Genomic DNA, 20,680 nt, shown 5'->3' with positions numbered 1-20,680 from the left:
GCGCCTGAAGCCCATAAGCCAGCATTTAGCTCTGAGCCGATTTGCCAACTAAGAAAAAGTCCGAGAACGCTTTCAGAGCTTCCTCTTCCAGCACCGGGCCAATCACTTCGACCGGGCGCTTGCCATGCCTCAGCACTGCTTCGGCGCTGAGCGGTAGTTGGTAGGGCGACTCGCCCTGGGTTTTGTAGAGGCGATCGCTGCTGAGAGCATACACCAGCCGCCCTACACCGCTCCAAAACACGGCTCCGGCGCACATCGGGCAGGGTTCGGTGCTGGCATAGAGGGTGCATTGTGCCAGCATGTCTAGGCTGAGGCTTTTGTCCATTTGCCGCAGCAGGTTGGTTTCAGCGTGCCCGGTGCAGTCTTGGTCGGTGACCTGGGTGTTTTCGCCCTCCGCCAGGATGTGACCCGACGCATCCGCCAGCACTGCGCCAAAGGGACGGTTGCCATGCTCGCGGGCGCTATGGGACAGGGCGATCGCCCGCCGCAATAGCACCAAATCCTGCTCACTGACAGCACTCATTTCGGTCACTCCTGATCACACCGAATCGATACGTCCCCCATCATCCCACCCTTTTGCTAGCTTTCGGCTGGTTTGGGAAAGCCGTTGGGAATCTCGAAGCGATCGCCCGTACGGCAATACTCGTAGCCCGCCATCCGCCCGATCGCGCCCAGCTTATCGGAGTCAATCCGGTTGCGATCCCCCAGCACGTCGTCTCGCACAAACAGATGCACCACCTGCCCGATCACCACATGAAACTGGCCCACCGGAACGATTTGCAGCGTGCGGCATTCAAACGCCACGGGCGACTCCGCCACGCGGGGCGGCTTCACCACTTTGCTGGGTGCAGGCGACAGATTCACATAGTCAAACTCCGACTCGCCATAGGGCAGCGGCTCGGCGCATTCCGCCACCTGATGCGCGTAGGATTCGATCGCCAAGTTGATGACGTATTCTCCGGTGCCGCCTTCGCTGGGCGGGCGCACGTTCCGCAGGGTATCCTTCTCGCTGCCGTCGGGCTTCAGGCTAACGCTAAACATCAGCGCCAGGGGAATGTGTCCCACCGCGTTGAAATAGGAAAACGGCGCAAGATTGGCCACGCCCTGGGGCGATAGGCTGGAAACAAAGGCGATCGGACGGGGCACGACGCTGCCGATTAGCAGCTTATAGCGCAGCGACGGTTCCAGCAGCTCAGGGTCAATTTCCATAGAGGGTTAGTTTAGTAATTACGAGGGATGGCATGAATTCTGACATGATTCGCGAGTGCATCCTGAAACAAGTACAACAGCGCGGGCTCGACAAGAGCATTTGCCCGTCGGAAGTGGCGCGATCGCTCGGTGGCGAAACCTGGCGATCGCTGATGCCGCTGGTGCGCGAGGTCGGAGCAGACTTGGCGAAATCTGGGGCGATTGTCGTCACTCAGAAGGGCATCCCCGTTGACCCACAGACCGCTAGGGGGCCAATTCGATTTAGGCAGGCGACGGATCGGGGGAATGGGGACGTTTCGTAACCTCTACTCCCGCCGCAAGTCAGCCTGCCTCCCTCACGTCCCCACCTCTTCTATGGGGCGAAAGCGAGTGCTGGGTTTGATGCCGAGTTTTTGGACAAGGGTGCGCGCCATTTCGCCGTTCCTCCTGTGATCTCCATCACGCGATCGCCCCAGTTTGGTCACGTTTGGCGACCGGATGGGTCACTTCATCTTACGGGTAGAATCACGCGATCGCCCCCCGCTCTATCACTTCCCAAATCCGAGAAATCCCCGATATTTAAGACATCCTGAATCGCTTTACGTTCCTGAAAACGTCACTTTTCCTTAGAGACTCTCACTAACCATGCTTCCGTCTATGAGCCTACTTCCCGGTGCGATCGCTGAACTCTTTGCCCAAGCCAGTGTAACGGGCGTGCTGACGCTGGCAGATCGCTACGGTCTTCTCGCCGCAATCCTAGAAGATTCATTGAGCGAAGAGGAACGCTACGCCATCAACCGGGTTCTCCGTGCGGTGTGCCGCGGCCATGTCCACGTTGTCGATGAGTTGTCTGTGGTACGTTAGGGCTGGATACTTGCACCTGCCCCAACCATGTTCGACCATCTTTCGCTGGGTGTTGCTGACCTGTCGCGCAGCCTTGCCTTCTACGATGCCATCCTCGCGCCGCTGAGCTTTACTCGATGCTTTGCCCTGCCGCACATGGCTGCCTACGGCCCGGGCCAGCGCCCAATGTTTTGGATCGCGCACAAAGCAGAATTCTCAACCCCGCCCCAGCCCGCCATTGGCTTCCATCTTGCCTTCCAAGCCGAAAGCCGTCAGGCCGTAGATGAATTCTACAAAGCGGCGATCGCCCACGGAGCCACCGACGACGGCCCACCCGGACTCCGTCCCCACTATCACCCCAACTACTACGCCGCCTTCGTGCTAGACCCCGATGGGTATCGCATCGAGGCGGTTTGCCATCAACCCGCTTAATCCAGCCCGCTTAATCTTATGCCTGCCCTCGAAGTGCCTGCCCTCGAAGCCTGACAAAAGGCTCGGTCTACCCAGGCTAAAAGCGCAATCGCTGCCGGAAATTGTGGACTGACTCCACCAGCCCAATCGCGACGAAATTGGTGAGCAGAGCCGATCGTCCATAACTCAGCCAAGGCAGCGGAATGCCAGTAATCGGTGCCAGGCCGATTGTCATGCCGATGTTGACCAATACCTGAAACACAATCATCGCCAGCACGCCAATCGCCAGCAGCGAACCAAAGTTGTCTTTGGCGTTTTGCGCGATGATGACTAGCCGGAAGCAAACCAGCCAAAAGCAAATCAGCACTGCCACACAGCCGACAAAACCCAACTCTTCACCAATCGCAGAAAAAATAAAATCGGTGTGCTGCTCAGGAATGAAGTTCAGCTGCGTCTGAGTGCCCTGATTCAGCCCCCGACCAAACAGCCCCCCAGCGCCGATGGCAATGCGCGACTGAATCAGGTGATAGCCGCCGTTGAGGGGGTCTTTATCAGGATCGAGGAACAGCGTCAGGCGATCGCGCTGATATTGCTTCAGCATTCCCCAGAGAATTTTGCCCATGCCGCCGGCCACCAGGTTGATGGTTGCTGCGCCAATTGCCCCCGGCAGCGGCCAAGGCAGGGTGCGCCATCCCAAAAAAATCATCAGCGCCGTCCAGGCCAACCAGGCCGGCAAATAGACGCTAAACAAAATAGCCGACACCAGCGGCGACAGCAGCAGCAGCAGCCAGCCGGGGTTGGCGTTCGCCCAGTACAGCATCCCTAGGGTAATTGCGCCAAACACCAGACCCGTGCCCAAGTCGGGTTGCAGCATGATGAGCAGCCAGGGTAGCCCTGTAATGGCGATCGCCTGGAGCATGGCTGGAATCGTCGAAGCCGTCCGCTCGTGCAAAATCGCCGCCAGGGAGATAATCACGCCGACCTTGGCAAACTCTGACGGCTGCACGTTGAAGTTGCCAATCGTCACCCAGCTCTGGGCCCCGTTTGCCGTTGTGCCAATCAGAATCACAATGATCAGCGATACGTTGGTAATGGCATAAATCAGCCAGTGCCAGTTCACCAGGTTGTCGTAGCGCCAGCGGGCGATCGCCAGCGCCAGCACCAGCCCCACCCCGCCTGTAATCCAATGCTGAATCCAATCCGTCAGTTGCAGCGTTAGCTCTGCACTCCGAATCGCCAGCCCCCCCAACAAAGTCAGCGCCACCGTTAGCAGCAGCAGCGTCCAATCCACATCCTGCCAGGGATAAATCAGCGACTTCCAGCGGAGACGGCTGATGAAGGACTTTTGTAGCATAGGCCTTAGAAGAGATTGAGAAACCGTGCAAAATCCGAAACCTTGCAACCCCGATAGTAACCGATCGGGCACTCGATCCAGTCAGAGAAGCATGGGTTGGAACCATCCCAAAGCTGGTCAGCCCAAGTAAACCAGTCTCTCACGGTTTGCCCCAAGTTCCCTGCCGCCTATCTCGTGGCTCTATGGCTCTCTAGCTTCACTCGTTTTCCTTTCCGTAGGCCTGCCACGACAGATCCACCAGCCCGCTGACAATTGCCGCTGCAACCACCGCATTGCCCTTGCGCCCTTCAATACGGATATGGGGGACTAGAGAATCTTTCAGCCGCTCCACCGCCGACCCCATGCCAATGAATCCGGCTGGCGTGCCAATCACCAGCGCAGGCTTAATTTCTTCTTTTTCAATCAGATCGACTAATCCAGAGAGGGCGGTTTGGGCCTGCCCAACGACAAAAATGCCCTCTGGATAGCGACGAGCCAGCGTTTCGATACCCCAGGACACGCGGGTTTTCTCGCGCTGCGGGCGAGTCAGAGCGTCCATGCTGCAATAGACCGGATTGGCAAATGTCGCCTGAATAATCGGCACAATGCCGACCTGCACCATTGGCACATCTACAATAATCGTGCTGCGGGCTGCGAGGGCTGCGGCTCCCGCTTGCAACGCCTGCTCCGAAAAGCGAATCAGATCCCGATACTCAAAGTCGGCCGTTGCGTAAATAACTCGCCGCACAATTTCATATTCCGCAGGCGAAAAGGCGTGATTGCCTATTTCCCGATCGATGATTCTCAGGCTTTGAGCATCGGTAATATGCCACTCCATGCGCCCAGTTCCTCAGGGTGCTAACTGACATTCAATAGTGGCACATTTCCATCCCGCCATTGCCCTGCACTTCGCAGAACTTGTGGGAAAAAGCCGCCTTCACGAAGCCACCTCGCCATTTCAGGGAGATTTGCAGAGTTCAAAGAGGGAAGGTTCTGACCAGATTCGGTTAGCGTCGGGAAGGCTCATTCCGCCGCCCGCAGAAGTGCCCCCAGCCGACCGAACCTCAAGTTTCAGACGGCGTGGAGCCATTGAACATGGGCGACAAGAACGCCACCAAAGCGCCCATTGCAAAGCCCGCCACGTTCCGCAGCAGGGGCAGCCAGTCGGCGGTGCGGGTAATCACTGGGGCAATGCCAAACGCAATGAACAAAATGCCCCAGAGCGGCGAGAAGATGAGCGCCCACTGCCATGCAATCACCTGACCGGGCTTGCGCGGATGAGCCGCAAAACCGCAAATGATGCCCCCCAGCACCGAGGTAATTAACGTCAAAATCCACTGTTCTCGGGGCAGACCAGGCACAACGTTACAGCCACCCTGGCGCAGGCAGGTTTCAATCGACTGGAGCGCCTGGATGATCGAGCTATCCTCACCGTTGTCGCGGACGAAGAACTGGTTTCCATAGCGGGTCTGTAGCTCGATCCAGAAGGTGCGGGGGAGAAGATCGTATAGCGCGTCGCCGACGCTGAAGTTGAGCAGATTGCCACCGCGTGGATCAGCGACGAGCATAACGCTCTTGTCGTCGAGTCCCCAGAAGTCTTTGACGGCGCGACCGGGGGTGCGGTCGAACTGGGTGAGGACGCGCAGTTTCCAGCCCGTTTCGGCTTCAAAATCTTGCAAATGCTGATCCAGCTGGTCTTGCTGGGTGTCGGTGAGGGCGTTTGCCAGATCGATGATGTTGGTCGGCCGATCGGGCAGCAGGTCTGGGTTGTCGTAGGCATAGGCGGTCGGGGCGATCGCCCAAGTCGAAAGCATCAGCAGCGTGACCCACAAACCAAGACTCAACCGAGAAAACAATGACCGCAGCATGGGCAAACTTATCAGCTTTATCAGCGTGTAGAGATGACTAGAATCCCAACTTGTGGCAAAGCTTAAGCGATAGCCGCAATTGTTTACGATTCTTTACCTTAGTCTAATATAGCAGGGATAAGGACTGAACGTTCGCTCAACCCCACCAATAGGCTTCCTGATGGTCGTCAGCTTTTCGTGAAGCGCTGCATTCCGCAGGTGTAAACAAGTGTAGACACGGAAACGTCCGCGCCGACGGTCGAGAAGTGGCGCGGACGATTGCGGGGATCGCGAGCAAGCACGAGGCAGGGAGTAAACGCCTGTCAACGAGCGCTGTGGCGTTTACTGAGAGGGATGAGAGGGGGGCTTTAGGGTCGATTTTCCAGCGGTGGGAGGTCTTCTTCCCAAAGATCCTGTTCAAAACCGTCGCGGGCTTCGCCTTCCAGAGGTCGAGTGGACGTGGGCGATCGCCGACTCAGCAATGGCGCTGCTGCATCGGGTCTAGCAGGCTCAGACGCAGGGGCATCCTCCCAACAGTTCGGCTCGTCATACTGCTCCGAGCTATAGACCCTGGGCAAATAGCTATCGGGATCGCGGGCGCTGTCAAAGTCGGTCTCTGGGTTGTGGGTCTCTGGGCTGTGGGCAGCATACTCCTCGGTATACTTCTCAGCCCCATAGGCGCGAGGCGGGCCGCCCGAATCCTCCCAATCGTCTTGGGCATCGTACCGCTTCGGCAATGCGTCGGGGTATCGATCGGGGCGATCGCCCTCCCAGTCCGGCGGCACGGCGCGGCGGGTGTGTCTAGCAGGCGGTGGCGCAGGCTTCAACAGGGTTTGCCAGGCCGCACGAAACCCCACGGCTAGGCTGCGCGTCACGCGCTGGGCTTTTTTTGCCTGCTGCTGCACCCCCAAAAGGCTCTGATCGACCTGCTTGACCATGCGACCCGCACTCTGCAGGCCTTCGCTCACGTCATCGGTCAGATCAGTTAGCTCCAGCCCCGTCCGGCGAATCGCGTCCAGCGTAGGCGGTAAATCTCGGTTCAGCGTGTCGAACAGCTTCTCAGCACTGCGGGCGGCCCGCGACAGTTCTCGAACCGCAGGCAGCAGCGCCACCAGCACAGCCGTCAGCGAGACGGCCACCAGCAGCAGGGACAATGCCAGCCAAAACAGGGGATCAGACACGGCAGATTTGTACTAACCTCTGCTCACGTCAAGCTAGAATCGCGGGCCGGGGGGCGCGGGTCGGGGGCGGGACGCGGGTCTTTTTGAGCCGTAGCCTGACGATCGCGCTGGCTGGCCTCGATGCCGACGGCGATCGCCTCCTTCAGTCGAGACAGCGTACCGTCCCAATTTTTCAGCGCCGACCCCGACAGGCGATCGGCCTGAATTTGCACACTGCTGGAAATGTCTTCGGCAATTTCGGGCAGCGCATCGGCGGATTTTTTCAGTAGGCGGCGCGTCTCACGTCCAGTGCGCGGAGCCAGCAGCAGCCCCGTCACCGCGCCGATTGCCACACCCACGATCGCCCCTGCCAAGAAGGTTCCTGCCGAACCCGACCGATTGTCTGCCATGTCTCTTTACTCCTGCCTGTTCTCCTAGAAAACCTAGCTCAAGCCCTGCGCTGAAGCTCTGCTGTACCAAAGCCTTGCCGTCGCCCTGTTGAGCGGTTCAGTTCGCTACTCTACTCCAAGTCTGACCGCTCAATCCAGAATGACATCTGACCCAACCGCACAACGGGCAACGCCCATTCAATCCCTGGATTTGCCGCGTCCCCGATAGGACTGGGATTGTCGCGCCTGTTTAGGCGCTGCCTTTGCTTTCGCGCGTCTCCGGGTCCCAAACCCCCAGCCGCCAAACCAGCGGGATTGCGCTAAGCTGACCAGGGCGATCGCCTGTCGCAGCCGCTGCACCTGGGGGCCAACCTGCTGAAGTTGCTGCCGCAGTTGTTCAATGTGGGTCTGTCCCTGGGCGATCGCTACGGGTGCGCCCTGCAACGTCCGATAGGTCTGGCGCTCGGCACGAGTCAGCGTATCAGCCACCTGTCGCAGCCCCCGCCCCAGTCGCCACACCCACCCGGCCGCATACAACCCAAACAGGGCCAGGCTAAAATTAAGCACCACCACCGCCATCAGCATGGTTTTGGGCTTCCCTCACTCAAATCCGCGTCCACTCTTGTCTTGAATAGCTTGAATAAACTGAATAAATCGTCAACAAATCGCCAGCCTATACGACAGCCTATTGCCAGTTTACTGCCCGTTAATCGCTAGACGCTTGCTGGATTCAGACCTCCCATCAAGCCCCCTCCGACGCACCCGACCCCTAAATTCTAATCACAACTGGCCTGATTTAGGCTGAAATCAGGCCCAAACCCGACCGTTCCTTCGACTCCACTCTGGCATCATGGCCCCCGCACAAAGGGGGATTTTTGAACATGGCATCCTCTTCTCCCTTTCAACCGCTCTCTCAGACGCTCTCTCAAGCGCTCTACGTCAACCCTGCCACGGGTCGCGATGACGCTAGCGGCAGCCAGTCCGCTCCTTATCGCACCATCACGCGGGCGCTGCGGCGGGCAACGGCAGGCACAGTGATCCAGCTTGCGGCAGGAACCTACAGCACCAAGACGGGCGAAACCTTTCCGCTGGTGGTTGGTGCGGGGATTACCGTGGTGGGTGATCCGGTCTCGAAGGGCGATCGCCTGATCATCGAAGGCGGCGGCGACTACCTCAGCCCCACCTTTGCCCGACAGAGCGTGACGCTGCGGCTGGAGGACAAGGCCGAACTGCGCGGCGTGACGGTAATCAATCCCCAGCCCCAGGGCACAGGCGTTTGGCTGGAAGGGGCAACCGGGGCCAACCCAGCGGCCCGCGTAGCGCAATGCACCTTCACCCGCTGCGGGCAGGGCATTGTGGCCACGGGCAGCGCCCTGCCTGAAATTGCCGACTGCATGTTTCAGCAAAACACCGTCAGCGGCATTTCCCTCAGCCGCAACGCCAAGGGCGAACTGCTGCGAAACCTCTGTCAGCAAACCGCGACGGGCATCACCCTCAGCGACAACACCGCCCCTCTGCTGGTGGGCAATCGGCTGGTGCAAAACCGCGTGGGCATCGTGATTTCGGGCAATGCTCGTCCGGTGCTGCGGAATAACGTGGTGGAGCGCAACGGCGAAGACGGCCTAGTGACCGTGGGCAACGCTGCGCCCGACCTTGGCAAGCCCCAGGACCCCGGCGGCAATGTGTTTCAAAACAACGGCGCAGCCGACGTGCGAAACAGCACCAGCGCCGTTCTGGCCTCCGTGGGCAACCAGATTAATCCAACCCGCGTCAACCTGGGCGCATTGCCGTCGGCCAAAGGCTTGGAGTTCATTGCCAGCACCGTAGCAGAGCAGATTCGACCCATCTCGCCGCCGCCGCAGCCGCGGCCCGTGCCGACTCCGCCATTGCCCCCCGTCCCGATTCCCGAAACCGGACTGACCGATATATCGGGTCATTGGGCAGAGGCCTTCATCGCGGCGCTGGTAGAACGCAGCATTATTGGCGGCTTTCCCGATCGCACCTTCAAGCCCGATTTGCCGCTGACACGGGCGCAATTTGCCACGATTTTGACGCGCACCTTTGACCTGCCCGCCGTGCGCTCGCCCTCCAGTTTTGTCGATGTTGCGCCAGACTTTTGGGCCACAGCGGCGATCGCCCGTGCTGTAGAAATGGGCTTTTTGGCGGGCTTTCCCGACGGTACGTTTCGCCCCAATGTCAACCTGACGCGGGTGCAGGCGATTTTGGCCCTGGTCAACGGGCTGGGGCTGACGGGCGGACATCCGGGGCATCTGGGCGTATACCGCGATCGCGCCCAAATTCCCACCTACGCCACCATCCCCATCGCCACCGCCACCCAAAAGCGCCTGATTGTGAACCATCCCCAGGTGGAGCTGCTGCGCCCCATGAGCGACATCACCCGCGCCGAGGTGTCGGCCATTCTGTACCAGGCACTCGTGATTACCGCCCAGGCTCGCGCCATTCCCTCGCCCTACATCGTGGTTCCCGATACGGTCGCTGTCGCCTTTTCAGACACCACCCGCCACTGGGCAGCAGACTTTATTCAGGGCCTGGTCAGCCAGGGCGCAGTCAGCGGGTTTTCCGACGGCACGTTTCGGCCAGAGGTCGGCATGAGCCGCGCCCAGTATGCTGCGCTTTTGGTCAATACCTTCAATCCGCTGCCCCGGCGGCCCGCGCTGGAGTTTACCGATGTGCCCACGACGCACTGGGCCTATCGCGCCATTCAGCAGGCCTATCGCGGCAAGTTGCTATCGGGCGTGGGCGAAAACCAGTTCCGCCCCGACCAAAACGTGCGGCGCATCGAGGTGCTGCTGTCGCTGGTGAACGGGCTGGGACTGCCGCCTGGAAATCCGCTGCTGCTGAACCGCTATGCTGACCGCGACACGCTGCCTACCTTTGCCCAGCCTGCCGTCGCCAGCGCCACGGGCCAGCGCCTCGTGGTCAACTATCCCGACCTCAATCGCCTAGAACCTGTGCGCGAAGCCACCCGCGCCGAAGTGACCGCGATGGTCTACCAGGCGCTGGTGCAGGCTGGGCGATCGCCCGCGATTTTCTCTCCCTACATCGTCGAGCCACAGGTGGCGGCTCAGTCTGCAATGGCTCCAGCGGCCCCGTCGGTGGGGCAATCGTCTCCGCCGGGTAGCTATCCCGCCGGCCGACCGGAGGATCTGCCAATGGTGATCCTCGATCCGGGGCATGGCGGCGCTGATCCGGGCGTGGTCGCGGGTGAAGCGCAGGAAAAAGACCTGACGCTGGCCATCGCCCTGGACATAGCCAAACTGCTCCAAGACTATGGCGTACAGACCCGCCTCACCCGCACGGACGACCGCACGGTGTCGCTGGGCGATCGCCTTGCGATTCTGCAACAAACCCAACCTGCACCCAGCGCCCTGATCAGCCTGCACCTCAATGCCACCCGCCCGCCGCGCCCCACCATCAACGGGCTGGAAACCTATCACCTGCCCAACGCAGCCGAGAGCCGCCGCCTGGCCCAGAGCATTCACACCAATATCGTGCAAACCCTGGAAATGGGCGATCGCGGCATTCGCACCGCCTCCTTTGCCCTCCTGAGGCCACCCATTCCCGCCGTGCATCTGGAGTTGGGCTATTTAACTGGCGAAACAGACGTTGCCAATCTGACCAGCCCCGACTATCGCCAGCGGCTTGGAAAGGCGATCGCCTTGGCAGTCGTGCAGTTTGTCAGGCAAACCGTGGGATAAGGGGGGAGGCAGAAGCGCAAAAGATGATGCGATGATGGGAGGGAAAACTGATTCGAGATCCCTCCCTGCCAACCCAATGCGTCCCTGCCTCCCTCCTGCTCCGCTCAAACCTGGCGATTTGCTGCGTGTGATTACTCCCAGTGGGGCCCTGCGAGAGATGGAGGCTTTTCATCTGGGCGTGGAAATTTGGCGATCGCACGGCTATCGGGTCGAAGTCCCCCCCCACATCGACAAGCGCTGGGGCTATCTGGCAGGCACGGATTTGGAGCGGCGATCGCAGTTTGCCGAAGCCTGGAACGATCCGACCTGTCGCGGGATTCTCTGTGCGCGGGGCGGCTATGGCGGCAGTCGCCTGCTGGAGGAATGGGACTGGGGCACAGCGGAACCCAAGTGGCTGATTGGCTTTTCAGACATTACCAGCCTGCTGTGGGGGCTGGCGCAGCAGGGCATCTCCGGCGTGCATGGCCCCGTGCTAACGACGCTGTGCGTAGAGCCAGACTGGTCGGTGGAGCGGCTAATCCATTGCGTCGAGGGCAAGCCGCTATCTCCCCTGAAGGGCGACGGCTGGGGCGGCGGCACGGCCAAGGGGCTGCTGCTGCCTGCAAACCTGACAGTGGCGACGCATTTGCTGCATACGCCGCTCCAACCCGACCTGAATGGCGTAATCCTGGCGCTGGAAGACGTGATGGAAGCCCCCTACCGCATCGACCGAATGCTGACCCAGTGGCGCATGAGCGGTTTGCTGTCGCAGGTACGCGGCATTGCGTTGGGTCGCTTTAGCCAGTGCGACGCACCGCAGCACATTCCCAGCTTTTCGGTGGAGGGCGTGTTGAGCGATCGCCTCAGTGATTTGGGCATTCCGGTCGTGTCTGATCTGCCCTTTGGCCACGACGGCAGCAATGCAGCGCTGCCGGTAGGTGTACCCGTCTGGCTGGATGGCGATCGCGGCATCCTCAGCTTTGAAGGCGAATAATTTGAAGGCGAATAAGCGATAATTGCAGCCCCCAATCCAAGATTTGAAGCTCGGCCTAGCCGATCTTTTCGTGCCGATAGAGCGTGTAGGAATCGAACAAAATACCCACCAGGCTAGACACAGACGCAATCACCAGCAGCCCGTGGAGGGGATTGCCGCTGCCAAAGACTCGCAAAAACTCGACCACCGGAGCAATGCCGGCCTGACTCATGACTTCCAGGCTGGGAATTTCTTGCAGCACCCGCAGCGGCACCAGCAAGCAGCCCACCAGCACCACAGGCAGCAAAAAGCTGAAAATGGCTGTAATCAGGAGCGATCGCATCAGGTTAGGAAACATACGCATAACGTGTGACAAAACCAGGGAAACGAACGGTGGCAGAGTTTAGGACGCAAAGTGCGATAGGCAAGTGCAGCAGAATACAGGTGCAATCAATGTGCCCCATATTCGGTGCAATCGCTCACGATGCAGACTGAACCAGCGCAAGCTCGACCCCGTTTTGGCGATCGCCCCAGTCAGCCTGTTGCATCCAAGATAGGCGGAATCTGGGGCGACCCGCAGAATATGACAGAAATCTTAAATCGCTCTCAGAAAACGCAATCTGCGAGCGATCGCCCTAGAGAAATCACTGAGACAACCTGAAACCGATGAGTATTCGCGGCTTCTAACACACTCCAACCCCAAAGCGCGGCCGAGAAACCGGAGTTGGGGCGATCGCCCGTCCTGCCCTTTCTGAATTCTGTAACGCCGAGTTAAGAAAGACACCCGGAATCAAGCCCCTGTTTTCTAGAGCGACGCGATCCAGTTTCTAGCGCGATCGAGTCATGTCAGAGGAGTGAAGTTCGCATAGTATTCGCATAGTATCAATCTATTGCACACCCTAGAGAGTCGGCGGAAACATCCTTGAGTACGGAGTTGGGAAATTCGAGTTTGGGGCGCTGGTGGCGACGGCTCGTGGCGGCAGTGTTTCTGGGCGGGCAGGTGCTGGTTCACCTGCTGACAGGCAAGATCCACGTCCGCAATACGTCGGAGCAAATGGCCGTCGTTGGGCCAGAGTCGCTGCCCATCAACCTGCTGACCGCGCTGACCGTAGGGATGGTGTTTACCATCGGCGTGGCGCGAGAATTCATCGCCTTTGGGGCAGGAACGGCGGTGGGGGGCGTTTTGGCGATCGCCCTCTCGCGAGAACTGGCCCCTCTGGTCACGGCGATCGTGGTCACAGGGCGCATCGGGTCTGCCTTTGCGGCCGAAATTGGCACCATGCAGGTGACGGAGCAAATCGACGCGCTCTACATGCTGAAAACCGACCCCATCGACTATCTGGTGATCCCCCGCGTCATCTCCTGCTGCCTCATGCTGCCGCTGCTAACGGTGTTGTCCTTTGTCACCGGAATGGCAGGCGGGGCAATTCTGGCGGAGTCGCTTTACAATATCTCGACACAGGTTTTTCTCGACTCTGCCCAAAATCTTATGCAAGAGTGGGATTTGATCAGCGCTTTAATCAAGTCGGTGGTGTTTGGGGCGCTCATTGCCATCATCGGCTGTAGTTGGGGCCTCACCACCACAGGCGGCGCAAAAGGGGTCGGCCAATCGACCACCGCCGCTGTGGTAACGGCGCTGCTGGCGATCTTTGTCAGCAACTTCTTCATGTCCTGGCTCATGTTCCGAGGCATTGACACTGGCGCTTCGTTTTGAGGCTGGCGGGCGAACGGGGTCTCCTGGCTGCGGTAATGGGCGCTCGATCCGGGTGTTCTTCAAACCGCATTCTGAAAGGGTCGTCAGCAACACGACTTAGAATAGAGGAATAGAGAGGAATCTTGTAACGCTGCTTTCAAATTTCAAAAAGCAACCCAAACATCCACTCAAAAATCAACTGCAAGAATCAACGTGAACTCACCCTCTGCGATCGCCCCTACTGATCCCGTGCAGCTTGCACCCAGCTATCGATTGCCCATCGGACTGTTGCTGCTGGCGCTGCCGCTGGTGTGGCTCCAGGTCTGGGTTGGTGCGGCGGTTGGGCTGTTTGGCGTGTTCCTGCTGGTGCAAACCGCAACACTGCGGCTCCACTTCACTGACACGGCCCTCGACATTTTTCACGGCGAAACGCGCATCCGCCGTTTTCCCTATCAGGACTGGCAAAACTGGGCGATTTTCTGGCCACCCGTGCCCATTCTCTTCTATTTCAAAGAGGTGAACAGCATCCACTTTTTGCCAATCCTGTTTGACCCCAAAGCGCTACAAGCCTGCCTGGAGCAGCGTTGTCCGACCGTTTCCGAGTAATTTGCCTCATGAATCCAGACGAATCCAACGCAGATTTTTTTGACTCGGACGAGGAGAAGTCTTCTCAGTCCCCCGGAGTGAATTTCACGACACCCGCCAGCGAAATGCCAGACGGGGCCGTTGCGCCGCTCAGCCTCTCGTCGCCAGCGACCCCGCCACCCAGGGCTGACGAGAACAGCGTCGGGGCGATCGCCAGTTTGGATGCGGCGGCTAATTCGGATTTCTCCTCGGAACCTGGGGCTGAATCGACCCTGCCAGCAGCGGATGAGAACGGGTCGAGCAACTGGGCCGATGATTTGCCCTCCGGTGCGGAACCGATGGCAGAATCCGTCGCGCCTCTGGCGGCCCCACGCTCGACTGCACCCGCCGAGTTCTCCGCCGATTGGGCGAAGGATGCCGACGACGACTCTCCAGCGGCGATCGCCGCACGGGTTGCCGACCTCAAAGCGCAGGAGCAAGACCTGAAGCGGGCGATCGCCCAACTCCAGGCCGATTTTGCTGCCACCGAGCGAATGTTGGGTCGCCTGGCCCGCGAAAGTCTGGGCGAGTTGGAACAGCGAAAACAGGCGCTGCAAGTTTCTGTGGAACAGTTGGAGCGTCGCCAAGAGCGCATTCGCACCGAAATGCGGAGTACCTTTGCGGGCAGTTCGCAAGACATCGCCATCCGCATCCAGGGCTTCAAGGATTACCTGGTGGGCAGCCTGCAAGATCTGGTCACGCTGGCAGATGACCTGAAGCTGTCTGCACCGCCGCCGCGAGAACGGGAGCGCGATCGAGAGCGGGAAAAAGAGCGCGAAGAACCCGCCCCCAAGCCTAAATTCGGCGAACCCGCGTTTCAGGAAGAAACCCGGCAGATCCGCAAGCTGCTGGAGCAGTATCGCACCTCGCCCGACTATTATGGCCCCGCCTGGCAACTGCGCCGCACCTTCGAGCCAGTCCACGCCGAGCGCGTTGCCAACTGGTTCTTTACTCAGGGCGGCCGCGGCGCAACCCGAACGATGGGGTCGCGCCTGCAAAACATTCTGGTGGCTTCGGCGATTATCTCTATCCTGCGGAAGCTCTATGGCCCCAAAGTGCGGACGCTGATTCTGGCAGACACACCAGAACGCCTGGGCGAGTGGCGGCGCGGCCTGCAAGACTGCCTCGGCATTTCCCGCACCGATTTTGGGGCAGATCAGGGGGTGGTGCTGTTTGAAGCGCCGGAACCTCTGGCCCAGCGGGCCGATCGCCTGCTCAAGCAAAAGCAGCTACCGCTGATCATCATGGACGAGTCGGAAGATGTGGTGAACCTGTCGCTGCTGCAATTCCCGCTGTGGATTGCCTTCGCCAGCGACCCCACCCGCCCGATGGTGTACTAGCGCTTTTGCCAAGGCCAAGGAACAGGGGCGATCGCCCACCCCTCAACTCCAGCCCTAAAATCCAAACCCCAAAATCCTAAATAGGACTTACGCAGTTGGACGATTTCTCACGGACTGTGCCTGCAAGAAATCGTCCAAAACCCAGGAAATTTAATCGCAAGTGCGTCAGTCCTACTAAAACCCAAACCCCAACTCCCAGCCTGCTCTATCGCTCCACCTCCACAATCCGGCGCAACGCCTGGACGCGGGTGGCAGCTTGCAGACTATCACTGCGGGATTCCAGATCTGCCAGGGTTTCCAGCATATCGATGCGGAGCGATCGCATCTGTGGCGACGCGGGCGAACTGAGGGTCAGCGCCAGGGCATCGTACCAGATACCGTCCTCAGCCATCTGCTGGGCATCGCGCACTGGGTCTGCCGAACGCGCCCCAGTCGGCGCAACCACCACAAACTCCGCCACATCGCGCAGGTTCAGCGATGGGCGATTGCTGTCGCACATTAGCACCACGCGCCACGCATAGGTTTCACCCACCGTGAGATCCTGCGGCACCGTCCAGGTCATGATGCCAGCGCGGCTGGTCAGCGTTTCGTCTAGCAGCGGCAGCTCAGTTTCCCGCTCCAGATCGCGCAGGGTCCCCCGAAACACCTGAATAACCAGCATCCCCGCCACGTCTCCGGGGACGTACCAGGCGAGAGTGGGACGGCGGGTACTGGTCTGCCCCTGGTGAAGCTGGGGCGCAAGGGCCAACAGCGGCATATTGCTGCAATCGGAGGTTCGTATTCCGCCACCGGGGGCGGGTGCTTGATAGTCCGAATTTGGTGGCGGCGGCTTGTAGGACTTGAGCGCGGCGGGCGGCTGCGAGGGTTTTGCCTGCCCGACGGTTGCCGGGGCTATGACGACACCCAGCAGAGCAAGCCCCAGCACGCATCCAGTGGCGATCGCCGGGGGCAGAACCCGCCGCCTGGATAGTCGATGGAAACGCGAACGCCGGGTCATGGGGCAAACCTCCTCGTTCAGGGCTAGGTTCAAGGTCAATGCGGTGGAAGGGGAGGAAGGGATTTGGGTTTTGGATTTTGGATTTTGAGTTTTGGATTTTGGGTTTTGGATTTTGGTGTCTGCCCTAATCCCTGTTCCTTCGCCTTGTCCCTTCGATAAGACTCTATATCAACGAGCTAATTCACCTATGCATTAGGCTATCGGAGAAAATTCCTTTTGCCTATGAAGAGTTCGGAAAGATCGCTGGCGAGTTTGGGAGGGGGCGATCGCCCAAAACCGTCATCCCCCTTGCAGAAAACAGCAGGGCAGCAGAATTCCGTTCAACCTCACGTCCAAAGTTCAACCTCACGTCCAAAATCGAATCTTGCTAGGGTTCCACATCAATTCACACAGCGTTCCGTGGGGCGTGATCGGCTCTCGTCGAAATTTGCCGCCAAGCTGATTCGCGATGCTTTCCGCGATCTGTGTGCCGCGTCCTCCCAGCGCAGGCGGCTTGATGGATTGTTCGGGGTCTATTCCTTTGCCGTTATCAATCACGCGGATGAGATTCTGACCATTTTCCTGCTTGCACACGACGTTCAACTGGGTGACTCCAACGGCGTATTTCCCCACGTTGCAAAGCGTCTCTTCCAGAAACCGACAGAGTTCTCGCTTGTGTTCTAGCGTCAGCCCAGCAGTTTCCAGCGGATCAAATGTGGTCAGGCGCAATTTCAGCGTCTTAAAGCAGTCAAAATCTCGCCGCAGCGTGTGGTCATAGACCTCGTACAGCGCTTCTTCAAAGGGGCCGTTGAGATCAAGAGCCTGGTCTTCGGACAGGTAGAGGCTGCCGTCTTCCGTCAGGATTTCTTTACGAACCGAATCGTAGACGACGCGCAGTTCCCGGTTGAGATGCTCTAGCTCTGTTTCCCACTGGCGTTCGGGCAAGTGGCCAGACCGCGTTTTGCTGAGCAGGCGCGACAGGGTTTGCAGCGGGCCGCTGTGAATGGCGTTGAAGGTGTGGTCGATGACATATTGGCGATCGCGCAATTGCAGCTTCAAATCCTGCTGGTGGCGATAGAACAGCGCCGCCGTCAGCCCTACCCCATTCAGGAAAAACGCCAGCAGCGCAGGCACCAGCGGCACCCACCAGCCCGCCAGCAGCAGCGCAAAGCACAGCCCCAGCAGAATGATTAGCCCCAGCCCCAGCCCCGCCAGAATCCGCAGGGGACTGACCAGAAACCGCCCCAGCCCGATACCCAAAATGCCCCAAAGAATCAGCCAGCCATATTCCCAGGGGTCTGCCCAATCGCGCAGCAGCGGCCGCCCGTAGAGCGCGGCCTGAATGATCTGGCTGGTGGCGTGGGCGTGGGCTTCAACTCCGGCGATGGTGCCCGCCGGGATTTCTGGAACACCCGTGACGGCGGCCATAGCGTTAAAGGTATCTTTGACGCTGGGCGCAACGACACCGATGAGGATGATGCGATCGCGCACTTTGTCTGCCGACACCTGCCCCGCCAACACCTCGCGCAGGGTTACCAAGTCAAACGGTCGAGAACCGCTGCGGAAAAACAGCAGCGTTTCCACTTCCATGAGCGGTATCTGGTGATAGCTGCCTGTGTTGGGCTGGGTGCGGGGCAGTTCCGCCGGGCCAAATCGCATGGCGTAGGGATCGCGAATGCCGCCTGCAAGCGATATACCGCGTTCCGACAGAAAGCGTTCGGCCAGACGCTGCGCCAGAGAGAAGCGAAACTCGGTCTTTTCCGCGTTGTAGCTACCGAGGGCGCTGCGGCGCAGTTTGCCGTCTAGGTCGGTGGGCAGGTCTGCGAAGCCGACTCGCTCATCGGGCAGGTCGGGGGGCGGGGCGATCGCCCGTCCGATCACTTTTTCTATGCCGTATAGGTTGGTCTGGCTACGAAACAGCGCTTGCAGGTCGGCGCTGCCCGGCTCTTGGGGCAGATCGCGGTACAGGTCAAGGGCGATCGCCGTCGGCCGCGATTGTTGCAAGGTCTGGATCAGCGCCGCCAGTTGCCCATCGGGAATGGGGTATTGCCCAACCGCCTCGATGTCGTCTTCATCAATGCCGACGATCAGGAGATGCGGGTCGGTGGGTTCGGCCGGCCGCAGCAGCAGCAGCAGATCCAACGTCAGAAGTTCCAGCACTTGCAGGCTGCCCGTCAGCCGCAGCAGCGCCACCAGCCCAATCACCGCCAGCCCCGGCAGCGCCCCCGCTTTCCAGATGCGCCACTCGCGCCGCAGCGCCGCCCAGGGCGTTTGCCGCTTGTTCATAGCTAGTCAATCAGCCCTTCTTCGCGGGCGCGGATTTCGGTCTGGATGCGCTGGTTTTTGCCGCTGTCGGGATACACGCCCAGCGCATCTTGCACCTGCGTCCAATAGTGGCGGACGGTGCGCTCAGCAACGCTCATCCGTTCGGCGATCGCCTTATCCTGCAAGCCTTCATGAAACGCCAGCCGCAGCACCTCCAGCCACTCTGGTTTGATTTCCAGCCCAGTTCGCATTTCCTTCGGCGTAAACACCAGCCCCTGCATCGCCCACTCCACCTTGGTCAGCATTTCCCTTAGCGACAGGCTCTTGTCAGCAATAATGAAACCGCCCTCGTGGGCATTGATCGCAGGCTTCAGCCGCACCAGCGACTTGGCATTGGCACTTTGCACCACAATGTTGAGGCTGGGATATTGCTGCATCAGCGTCCGCAGCAGTTGCAGCCCCACTTCTGGGCGCGAAGGTTGGCCCGGCTGTTCGGGCAGCGCCAGATCGACCACAGCCAGATCGGGCTGGGTTTGGGCAATCTGGGCGAGGGCGCTGGCTGCGGTTTGGGCCGTGGTGATTTGGGCATCGACATACTGCTGCCGGAGGGCTTCTACGGTGCTGTTCAGCACGAGTTCATGGTCGTCCACCACCACAATTTTCTTCAGGGTAGAAGATCCCGCCATGTGCGCCTCCCGTCGTTTCTCCCTCTCTAGCTTAAGCGCCAGCGCTGTGGTCATTTGCGATCGCCGCTTTTGGGGCTTGCCCGCTGCGATCGCTGGGTTAAAGGCGAGTGCTCTGGTCATCATAATGCGCCGTCCTTACTCTTGTCATAACGTGGATGGGGGCTGATCCAAGACAGCATTGCGCGATCCGCAGGGATGAGACAATCGATCCAATCGTGAATCAACCTGGGTTTAATCTGAGTTCAATCGTGAATCAATCTGGGTTCAATCTGGGTTCAATCTGGGTTCAATCTGGGTTCAATCTGGGTTCAATCTGGGTTCAATCTGGGTTCGATCTGAGTTCAACCTGGGTTCAACATCGGAGGGCGATAGGTCTGGCGAGAGCCGCCAGCGAAACTGCCAAACTATGCACTGCGCCTGTCGCCGTCGGGTGCAGCGGCCTGGAGCCAGCACCGCAAAGGCACGACTGAGCAGCGCCCACTGGGGCGATCGCCCGGCTGCCCTTGCCGCCGCCACCGCCGGATACTCCAGCCGAATGGTCAGTACGCCAATGTGACCGATGCCGAGGGGCGATCGCTCCACCAGTTCTAGGGCGATCGCCGCTGGCCCGTCTCTCCCAGACATCGCTCCCCGCAGCAGATGCGTCAACATCGACAGCAGCAGCGACACCCGCAGCGTCGGCTCCACTGGCCACCTCGACGGTAAACACAGCAGCAGCCCCGACAGCCCCTCCTCCTGCGCCCACGCCTGAAGCGCCAGCGGCAGGCTGGTTTCCAGATACGGCGGCGAGAGTTCATCGCTCAACCGCACCAGTTGCCCTACCAATTGCCCATTTAACTGCGTCACTTGGGCCATCCAGGCGGGCTGCTCGGTCAGGGGGTTGCTCAGAGCCTCCGAGTTCCTTTCCGAGTTCATTTCCAAGTTCATTTCCAACTGTCGCCGCATAACGAAGGTATTCTGCAAAGGGCCGTTGCGAACCTGCTCCGCCTCGCGACAAAGCCAGTGGTGCTGCTGCTCAAACCACCACCGCAAGGCTCGCTGCGTTTGCCAATGAAACACTGCCAGCCAAACCAGGAAACCGATCAACAGCACAGAAATCACAAAGGAACCCGGAATCGCAAACGCGAAATAGTGGCTTAAGAACTGAACCGCTCAAGTTGGGCTGGGGTGGGACACTTCCCAAACTGGAACTGCATCACACCCGAACTATATCGGAGCGACCCAGCCCTAGGGCTGAAGTTTTTGCTCAAAGGA

General features: G+C 59.6%; 21 protein-coding genes. 8 read left to right on the top strand and 13 right to left on the bottom strand.

Annotated elements, in window-relative coordinates:
- Positions 1–25 precede the first annotated feature (25 nt).
- A complete protein-coding gene (locus HPC62_RS05310; RefSeq protein WP_172354082.1) occupies positions 26–523 on the bottom strand; it encodes a nucleoside deaminase in 498 nt (165 codons plus the stop codon).
- A 56-nt stretch (positions 524–579) separates the two neighbouring features.
- Positions 580–1,209: a flavin reductase family protein gene (locus HPC62_RS05305; protein WP_172354081.1), complete on the bottom strand. Its 630-nt coding sequence runs from the start codon at positions 1,207–1,209 to the stop codon at positions 580–582.
- Positions 1,210–1,241: 32 nt separating this feature from the next.
- On the opposite strand from HPC62_RS05305, the gene HPC62_RS05300 reads away from it, so the two are divergent.
- From HPC62_RS05300 to HPC62_RS05290, 3 genes are all read left to right on the top strand, one after another.
- Positions 1,242–1,511 (top strand): DUF3253 domain-containing protein, encoded by a 270-nt coding sequence (locus HPC62_RS05300; RefSeq protein ID WP_172354080.1) that lies wholly within the window; start codon positions 1,242–1,244, stop codon positions 1,509–1,511.
- A gap of 334 nt (positions 1,512–1,845) precedes the next feature.
- A complete protein-coding gene (locus tag HPC62_RS05295) occupies positions 1,846–2,052 on the top strand; it encodes a hypothetical protein (protein ID WP_225906743.1) in 207 nt (68 codons plus the stop codon).
- A 27-nt stretch (positions 2,053–2,079) separates the two neighbouring features.
- Positions 2,080–2,463, top strand: coding sequence for a VOC family protein (locus tag HPC62_RS05290; RefSeq protein WP_172354078.1), 384 nt, complete (start codon positions 2,080–2,082; stop codon positions 2,461–2,463).
- A gap of 76 nt (positions 2,464–2,539) precedes the next feature.
- Here the strand turns inward: HPC62_RS05290 and rodA are convergent, their stop codons facing one another.
- From rodA to HPC62_RS05260, 6 genes are all read right to left on the bottom strand, one after another.
- Positions 2,540–3,796 (bottom strand): rod shape-determining protein RodA, encoded by a 1,257-nt coding sequence (rodA, locus tag HPC62_RS05285; RefSeq protein WP_172354077.1) that lies wholly within the window; start codon positions 3,794–3,796, stop codon positions 2,540–2,542.
- Positions 3,797–3,992: 196 nt separating this feature from the next.
- On the bottom strand, positions 3,993–4,613 hold the full coding sequence (locus HPC62_RS05280; protein WP_172354076.1) for a precorrin-8X methylmutase: 621 nt from the start codon (positions 4,611–4,613) through the stop codon (positions 3,993–3,995).
- Between the two features lie 226 nt (positions 4,614–4,839).
- Positions 4,840–5,643 (bottom strand): TPM domain-containing protein, encoded by an 804-nt coding sequence (locus HPC62_RS05275; RefSeq protein ID WP_172354075.1) that lies wholly within the window; start codon positions 5,641–5,643, stop codon positions 4,840–4,842.
- Positions 5,644–5,990: 347 nt separating this feature from the next.
- Entirely contained in the window at positions 5,991–6,803 is an 813-nt protein-coding gene (locus tag HPC62_RS24275) for a hypothetical protein (RefSeq protein ID WP_216655330.1), read from the bottom strand.
- A 23-nt stretch (positions 6,804–6,826) separates the two neighbouring features.
- Positions 6,827–7,192, bottom strand: coding sequence for a YtxH domain-containing protein (locus tag HPC62_RS05265; RefSeq protein ID WP_172354074.1), 366 nt, complete (start codon positions 7,190–7,192; stop codon positions 6,827–6,829).
- Between the two features lie 177 nt (positions 7,193–7,369).
- Positions 7,370–7,756: a hypothetical protein gene (locus HPC62_RS05260; RefSeq protein WP_172354073.1), complete on the bottom strand. Its 387-nt coding sequence runs from the start codon at positions 7,754–7,756 to the stop codon at positions 7,370–7,372.
- A 296-nt stretch (positions 7,757–8,052) separates the two neighbouring features.
- On the opposite strand from HPC62_RS05260, the gene HPC62_RS05255 reads away from it, so the two are divergent.
- Positions 8,053–10,890 (top strand): S-layer homology domain-containing protein, encoded by a 2,838-nt coding sequence (locus tag HPC62_RS05255; protein WP_172354072.1) that lies wholly within the window; start codon positions 8,053–8,055, stop codon positions 10,888–10,890.
- A 76-nt stretch (positions 10,891–10,966) separates the two neighbouring features.
- Entirely contained in the window at positions 10,967–11,863 is an 897-nt protein-coding gene (locus HPC62_RS05250) for a S66 peptidase family protein (protein WP_172354071.1), read from the top strand.
- 55 nt (positions 11,864–11,918) lie between these two features.
- On the opposite strand, the gene HPC62_RS05245 is transcribed toward HPC62_RS05250, so the two are convergent.
- The gene (locus tag HPC62_RS05245; RefSeq protein ID WP_172354070.1) at positions 11,919–12,206 is read right to left on the bottom strand and encodes a hypothetical protein; all 288 of its coding nucleotides are present in this window, start codon (positions 12,204–12,206) and stop codon (positions 11,919–11,921) included.
- A 570-nt stretch (positions 12,207–12,776) separates the two neighbouring features.
- Here HPC62_RS05245 and HPC62_RS05240 point away from each other — a divergent pair.
- The 3 genes from HPC62_RS05240 to HPC62_RS05230 all read left to right on the top strand — a co-directional run bounded on the left by HPC62_RS05240 (position 12,777) and on the right by HPC62_RS05230 (position 15,499).
- Positions 12,777–13,556 (top strand): MlaE family lipid ABC transporter permease subunit, encoded by a 780-nt coding sequence (locus HPC62_RS05240; RefSeq protein WP_228721710.1) that lies wholly within the window; start codon positions 12,777–12,779, stop codon positions 13,554–13,556.
- A 192-nt stretch (positions 13,557–13,748) separates the two neighbouring features.
- On the top strand, positions 13,749–14,141 hold the full coding sequence (locus HPC62_RS05235) for a DUF3119 family protein (RefSeq protein WP_216655329.1): 393 nt from the start codon (positions 13,749–13,751) through the stop codon (positions 14,139–14,141).
- An 8-nt stretch (positions 14,142–14,149) separates the two neighbouring features.
- Positions 14,150–15,499, top strand: a complete 1,350-nt coding sequence (locus HPC62_RS05230) for a DUF3086 domain-containing protein (RefSeq protein ID WP_225906742.1) — start codon at positions 14,150–14,152, stop codon at positions 15,497–15,499.
- Between the two features lie 205 nt (positions 15,500–15,704).
- Here HPC62_RS05230 and HPC62_RS05225 read toward each other — a convergent pair whose 3' ends face one another.
- The 4 genes from HPC62_RS05225 to HPC62_RS05210 all read right to left on the bottom strand — a co-directional run bounded on the left by HPC62_RS05225 (position 15,705) and on the right by HPC62_RS05210 (position 20,527).
- Positions 15,705–16,496, bottom strand: a complete 792-nt coding sequence (locus HPC62_RS05225) for a DUF928 domain-containing protein (protein ID WP_172354068.1) — start codon at positions 16,494–16,496, stop codon at positions 15,705–15,707.
- Positions 16,497–16,841: 345 nt separating this feature from the next.
- Positions 16,842–18,761, bottom strand: a complete 1,920-nt coding sequence (locus tag HPC62_RS05220; RefSeq protein WP_172354067.1) for a sensor histidine kinase — start codon at positions 18,759–18,761, stop codon at positions 16,842–16,844.
- 2 nt (positions 18,762–18,763) lie between these two features.
- The gene (locus HPC62_RS05215) at positions 18,764–19,426 is read right to left on the bottom strand and encodes a response regulator transcription factor (protein WP_172358787.1); all 663 of its coding nucleotides are present in this window, start codon (positions 19,424–19,426) and stop codon (positions 18,764–18,766) included.
- A 297-nt stretch (positions 19,427–19,723) separates the two neighbouring features.
- Entirely contained in the window at positions 19,724–20,527 is an 804-nt protein-coding gene (locus tag HPC62_RS05210) for a hypothetical protein (protein ID WP_205370559.1), read from the bottom strand.
- Positions 20,528–20,680 lie beyond the last annotated feature (153 nt).

This window comes from Thermoleptolyngbya sichuanensis A183, assembly GCF_013177315.1.
Lineage (GTDB): Bacteria > Cyanobacteriota > Cyanobacteriia > Elainellales > Elainellaceae > Thermoleptolyngbya > Thermoleptolyngbya sichuanensis.
Note: the sequence above shows the minus strand (reverse complement) of the source record. Positions and strands in the feature narration are given on the sequence as shown.

Coding starts and splice junctions, on each gene's coding strand:
- HPC62_RS05255 (WP_172354072.1), top strand. CDS start 8,053: ATGGCATCCTCTTCTCCCTTTCAACCGCTCTCTCAGACGCTCTCTCAA.
- HPC62_RS05295 (WP_225906743.1), top strand. CDS start 1,846: ATGAGCCTACTTCCCGGTGCGATCGCTGAACTCTTTGCCCAAGCCAGT.
- HPC62_RS05305 (WP_172354081.1), bottom strand. CDS start 1,209: ATGGAAATTGACCCTGAGCTGCTGGAACCGTCGCTGCGCTATAAGCTG.
- HPC62_RS05300 (WP_172354080.1), top strand. CDS start 1,242: ATGAATTCTGACATGATTCGCGAGTGCATCCTGAAACAAGTACAACAG.
- HPC62_RS05290 (WP_172354078.1), top strand. CDS start 2,080: ATGTTCGACCATCTTTCGCTGGGTGTTGCTGACCTGTCGCGCAGCCTT.
- rodA (WP_172354077.1), bottom strand. CDS start 3,796: ATGCTACAAAAGTCCTTCATCAGCCGTCTCCGCTGGAAGTCGCTGATT.
- HPC62_RS05245 (WP_172354070.1), bottom strand. CDS start 12,206: ATGCGTATGTTTCCTAACCTGATGCGATCGCTCCTGATTACAGCCATT.
- HPC62_RS05280 (WP_172354076.1), bottom strand. CDS start 4,613: ATGGAGTGGCATATTACCGATGCTCAAAGCCTGAGAATCATCGATCGG.
- HPC62_RS05250 (WP_172354071.1), top strand. CDS start 10,967: ATGCGTCCCTGCCTCCCTCCTGCTCCGCTCAAACCTGGCGATTTGCTG.
- HPC62_RS05265 (WP_172354074.1), bottom strand. CDS start 7,192: ATGGCAGACAATCGGTCGGGTTCGGCAGGAACCTTCTTGGCAGGGGCG.
- HPC62_RS05225 (WP_172354068.1), bottom strand. CDS start 16,496: ATGACCCGGCGTTCGCGTTTCCATCGACTATCCAGGCGGCGGGTTCTG.
- HPC62_RS05260 (WP_172354073.1), bottom strand. CDS start 7,756: ATGCTGATGGCGGTGGTGGTGCTTAATTTTAGCCTGGCCCTGTTTGGG.
- HPC62_RS05220 (WP_172354067.1), bottom strand. CDS start 18,761: ATGAACAAGCGGCAAACGCCCTGGGCGGCGCTGCGGCGCGAGTGGCGC.
- HPC62_RS05215 (WP_172358787.1), bottom strand. CDS start 19,426: ATGGCGGGATCTTCTACCCTGAAGAAAATTGTGGTGGTGGACGACCAT.
- HPC62_RS05275 (WP_172354075.1), bottom strand. CDS start 5,643: ATGCTGCGGTCATTGTTTTCTCGGTTGAGTCTTGGTTTGTGGGTCACG.
- HPC62_RS05230 (WP_225906742.1), top strand. CDS start 14,150: ATGAATCCAGACGAATCCAACGCAGATTTTTTTGACTCGGACGAGGAG.
- HPC62_RS05310 (WP_172354082.1), bottom strand. CDS start 523: ATGAGTGCTGTCAGTGAGCAGGATTTGGTGCTATTGCGGCGGGCGATC.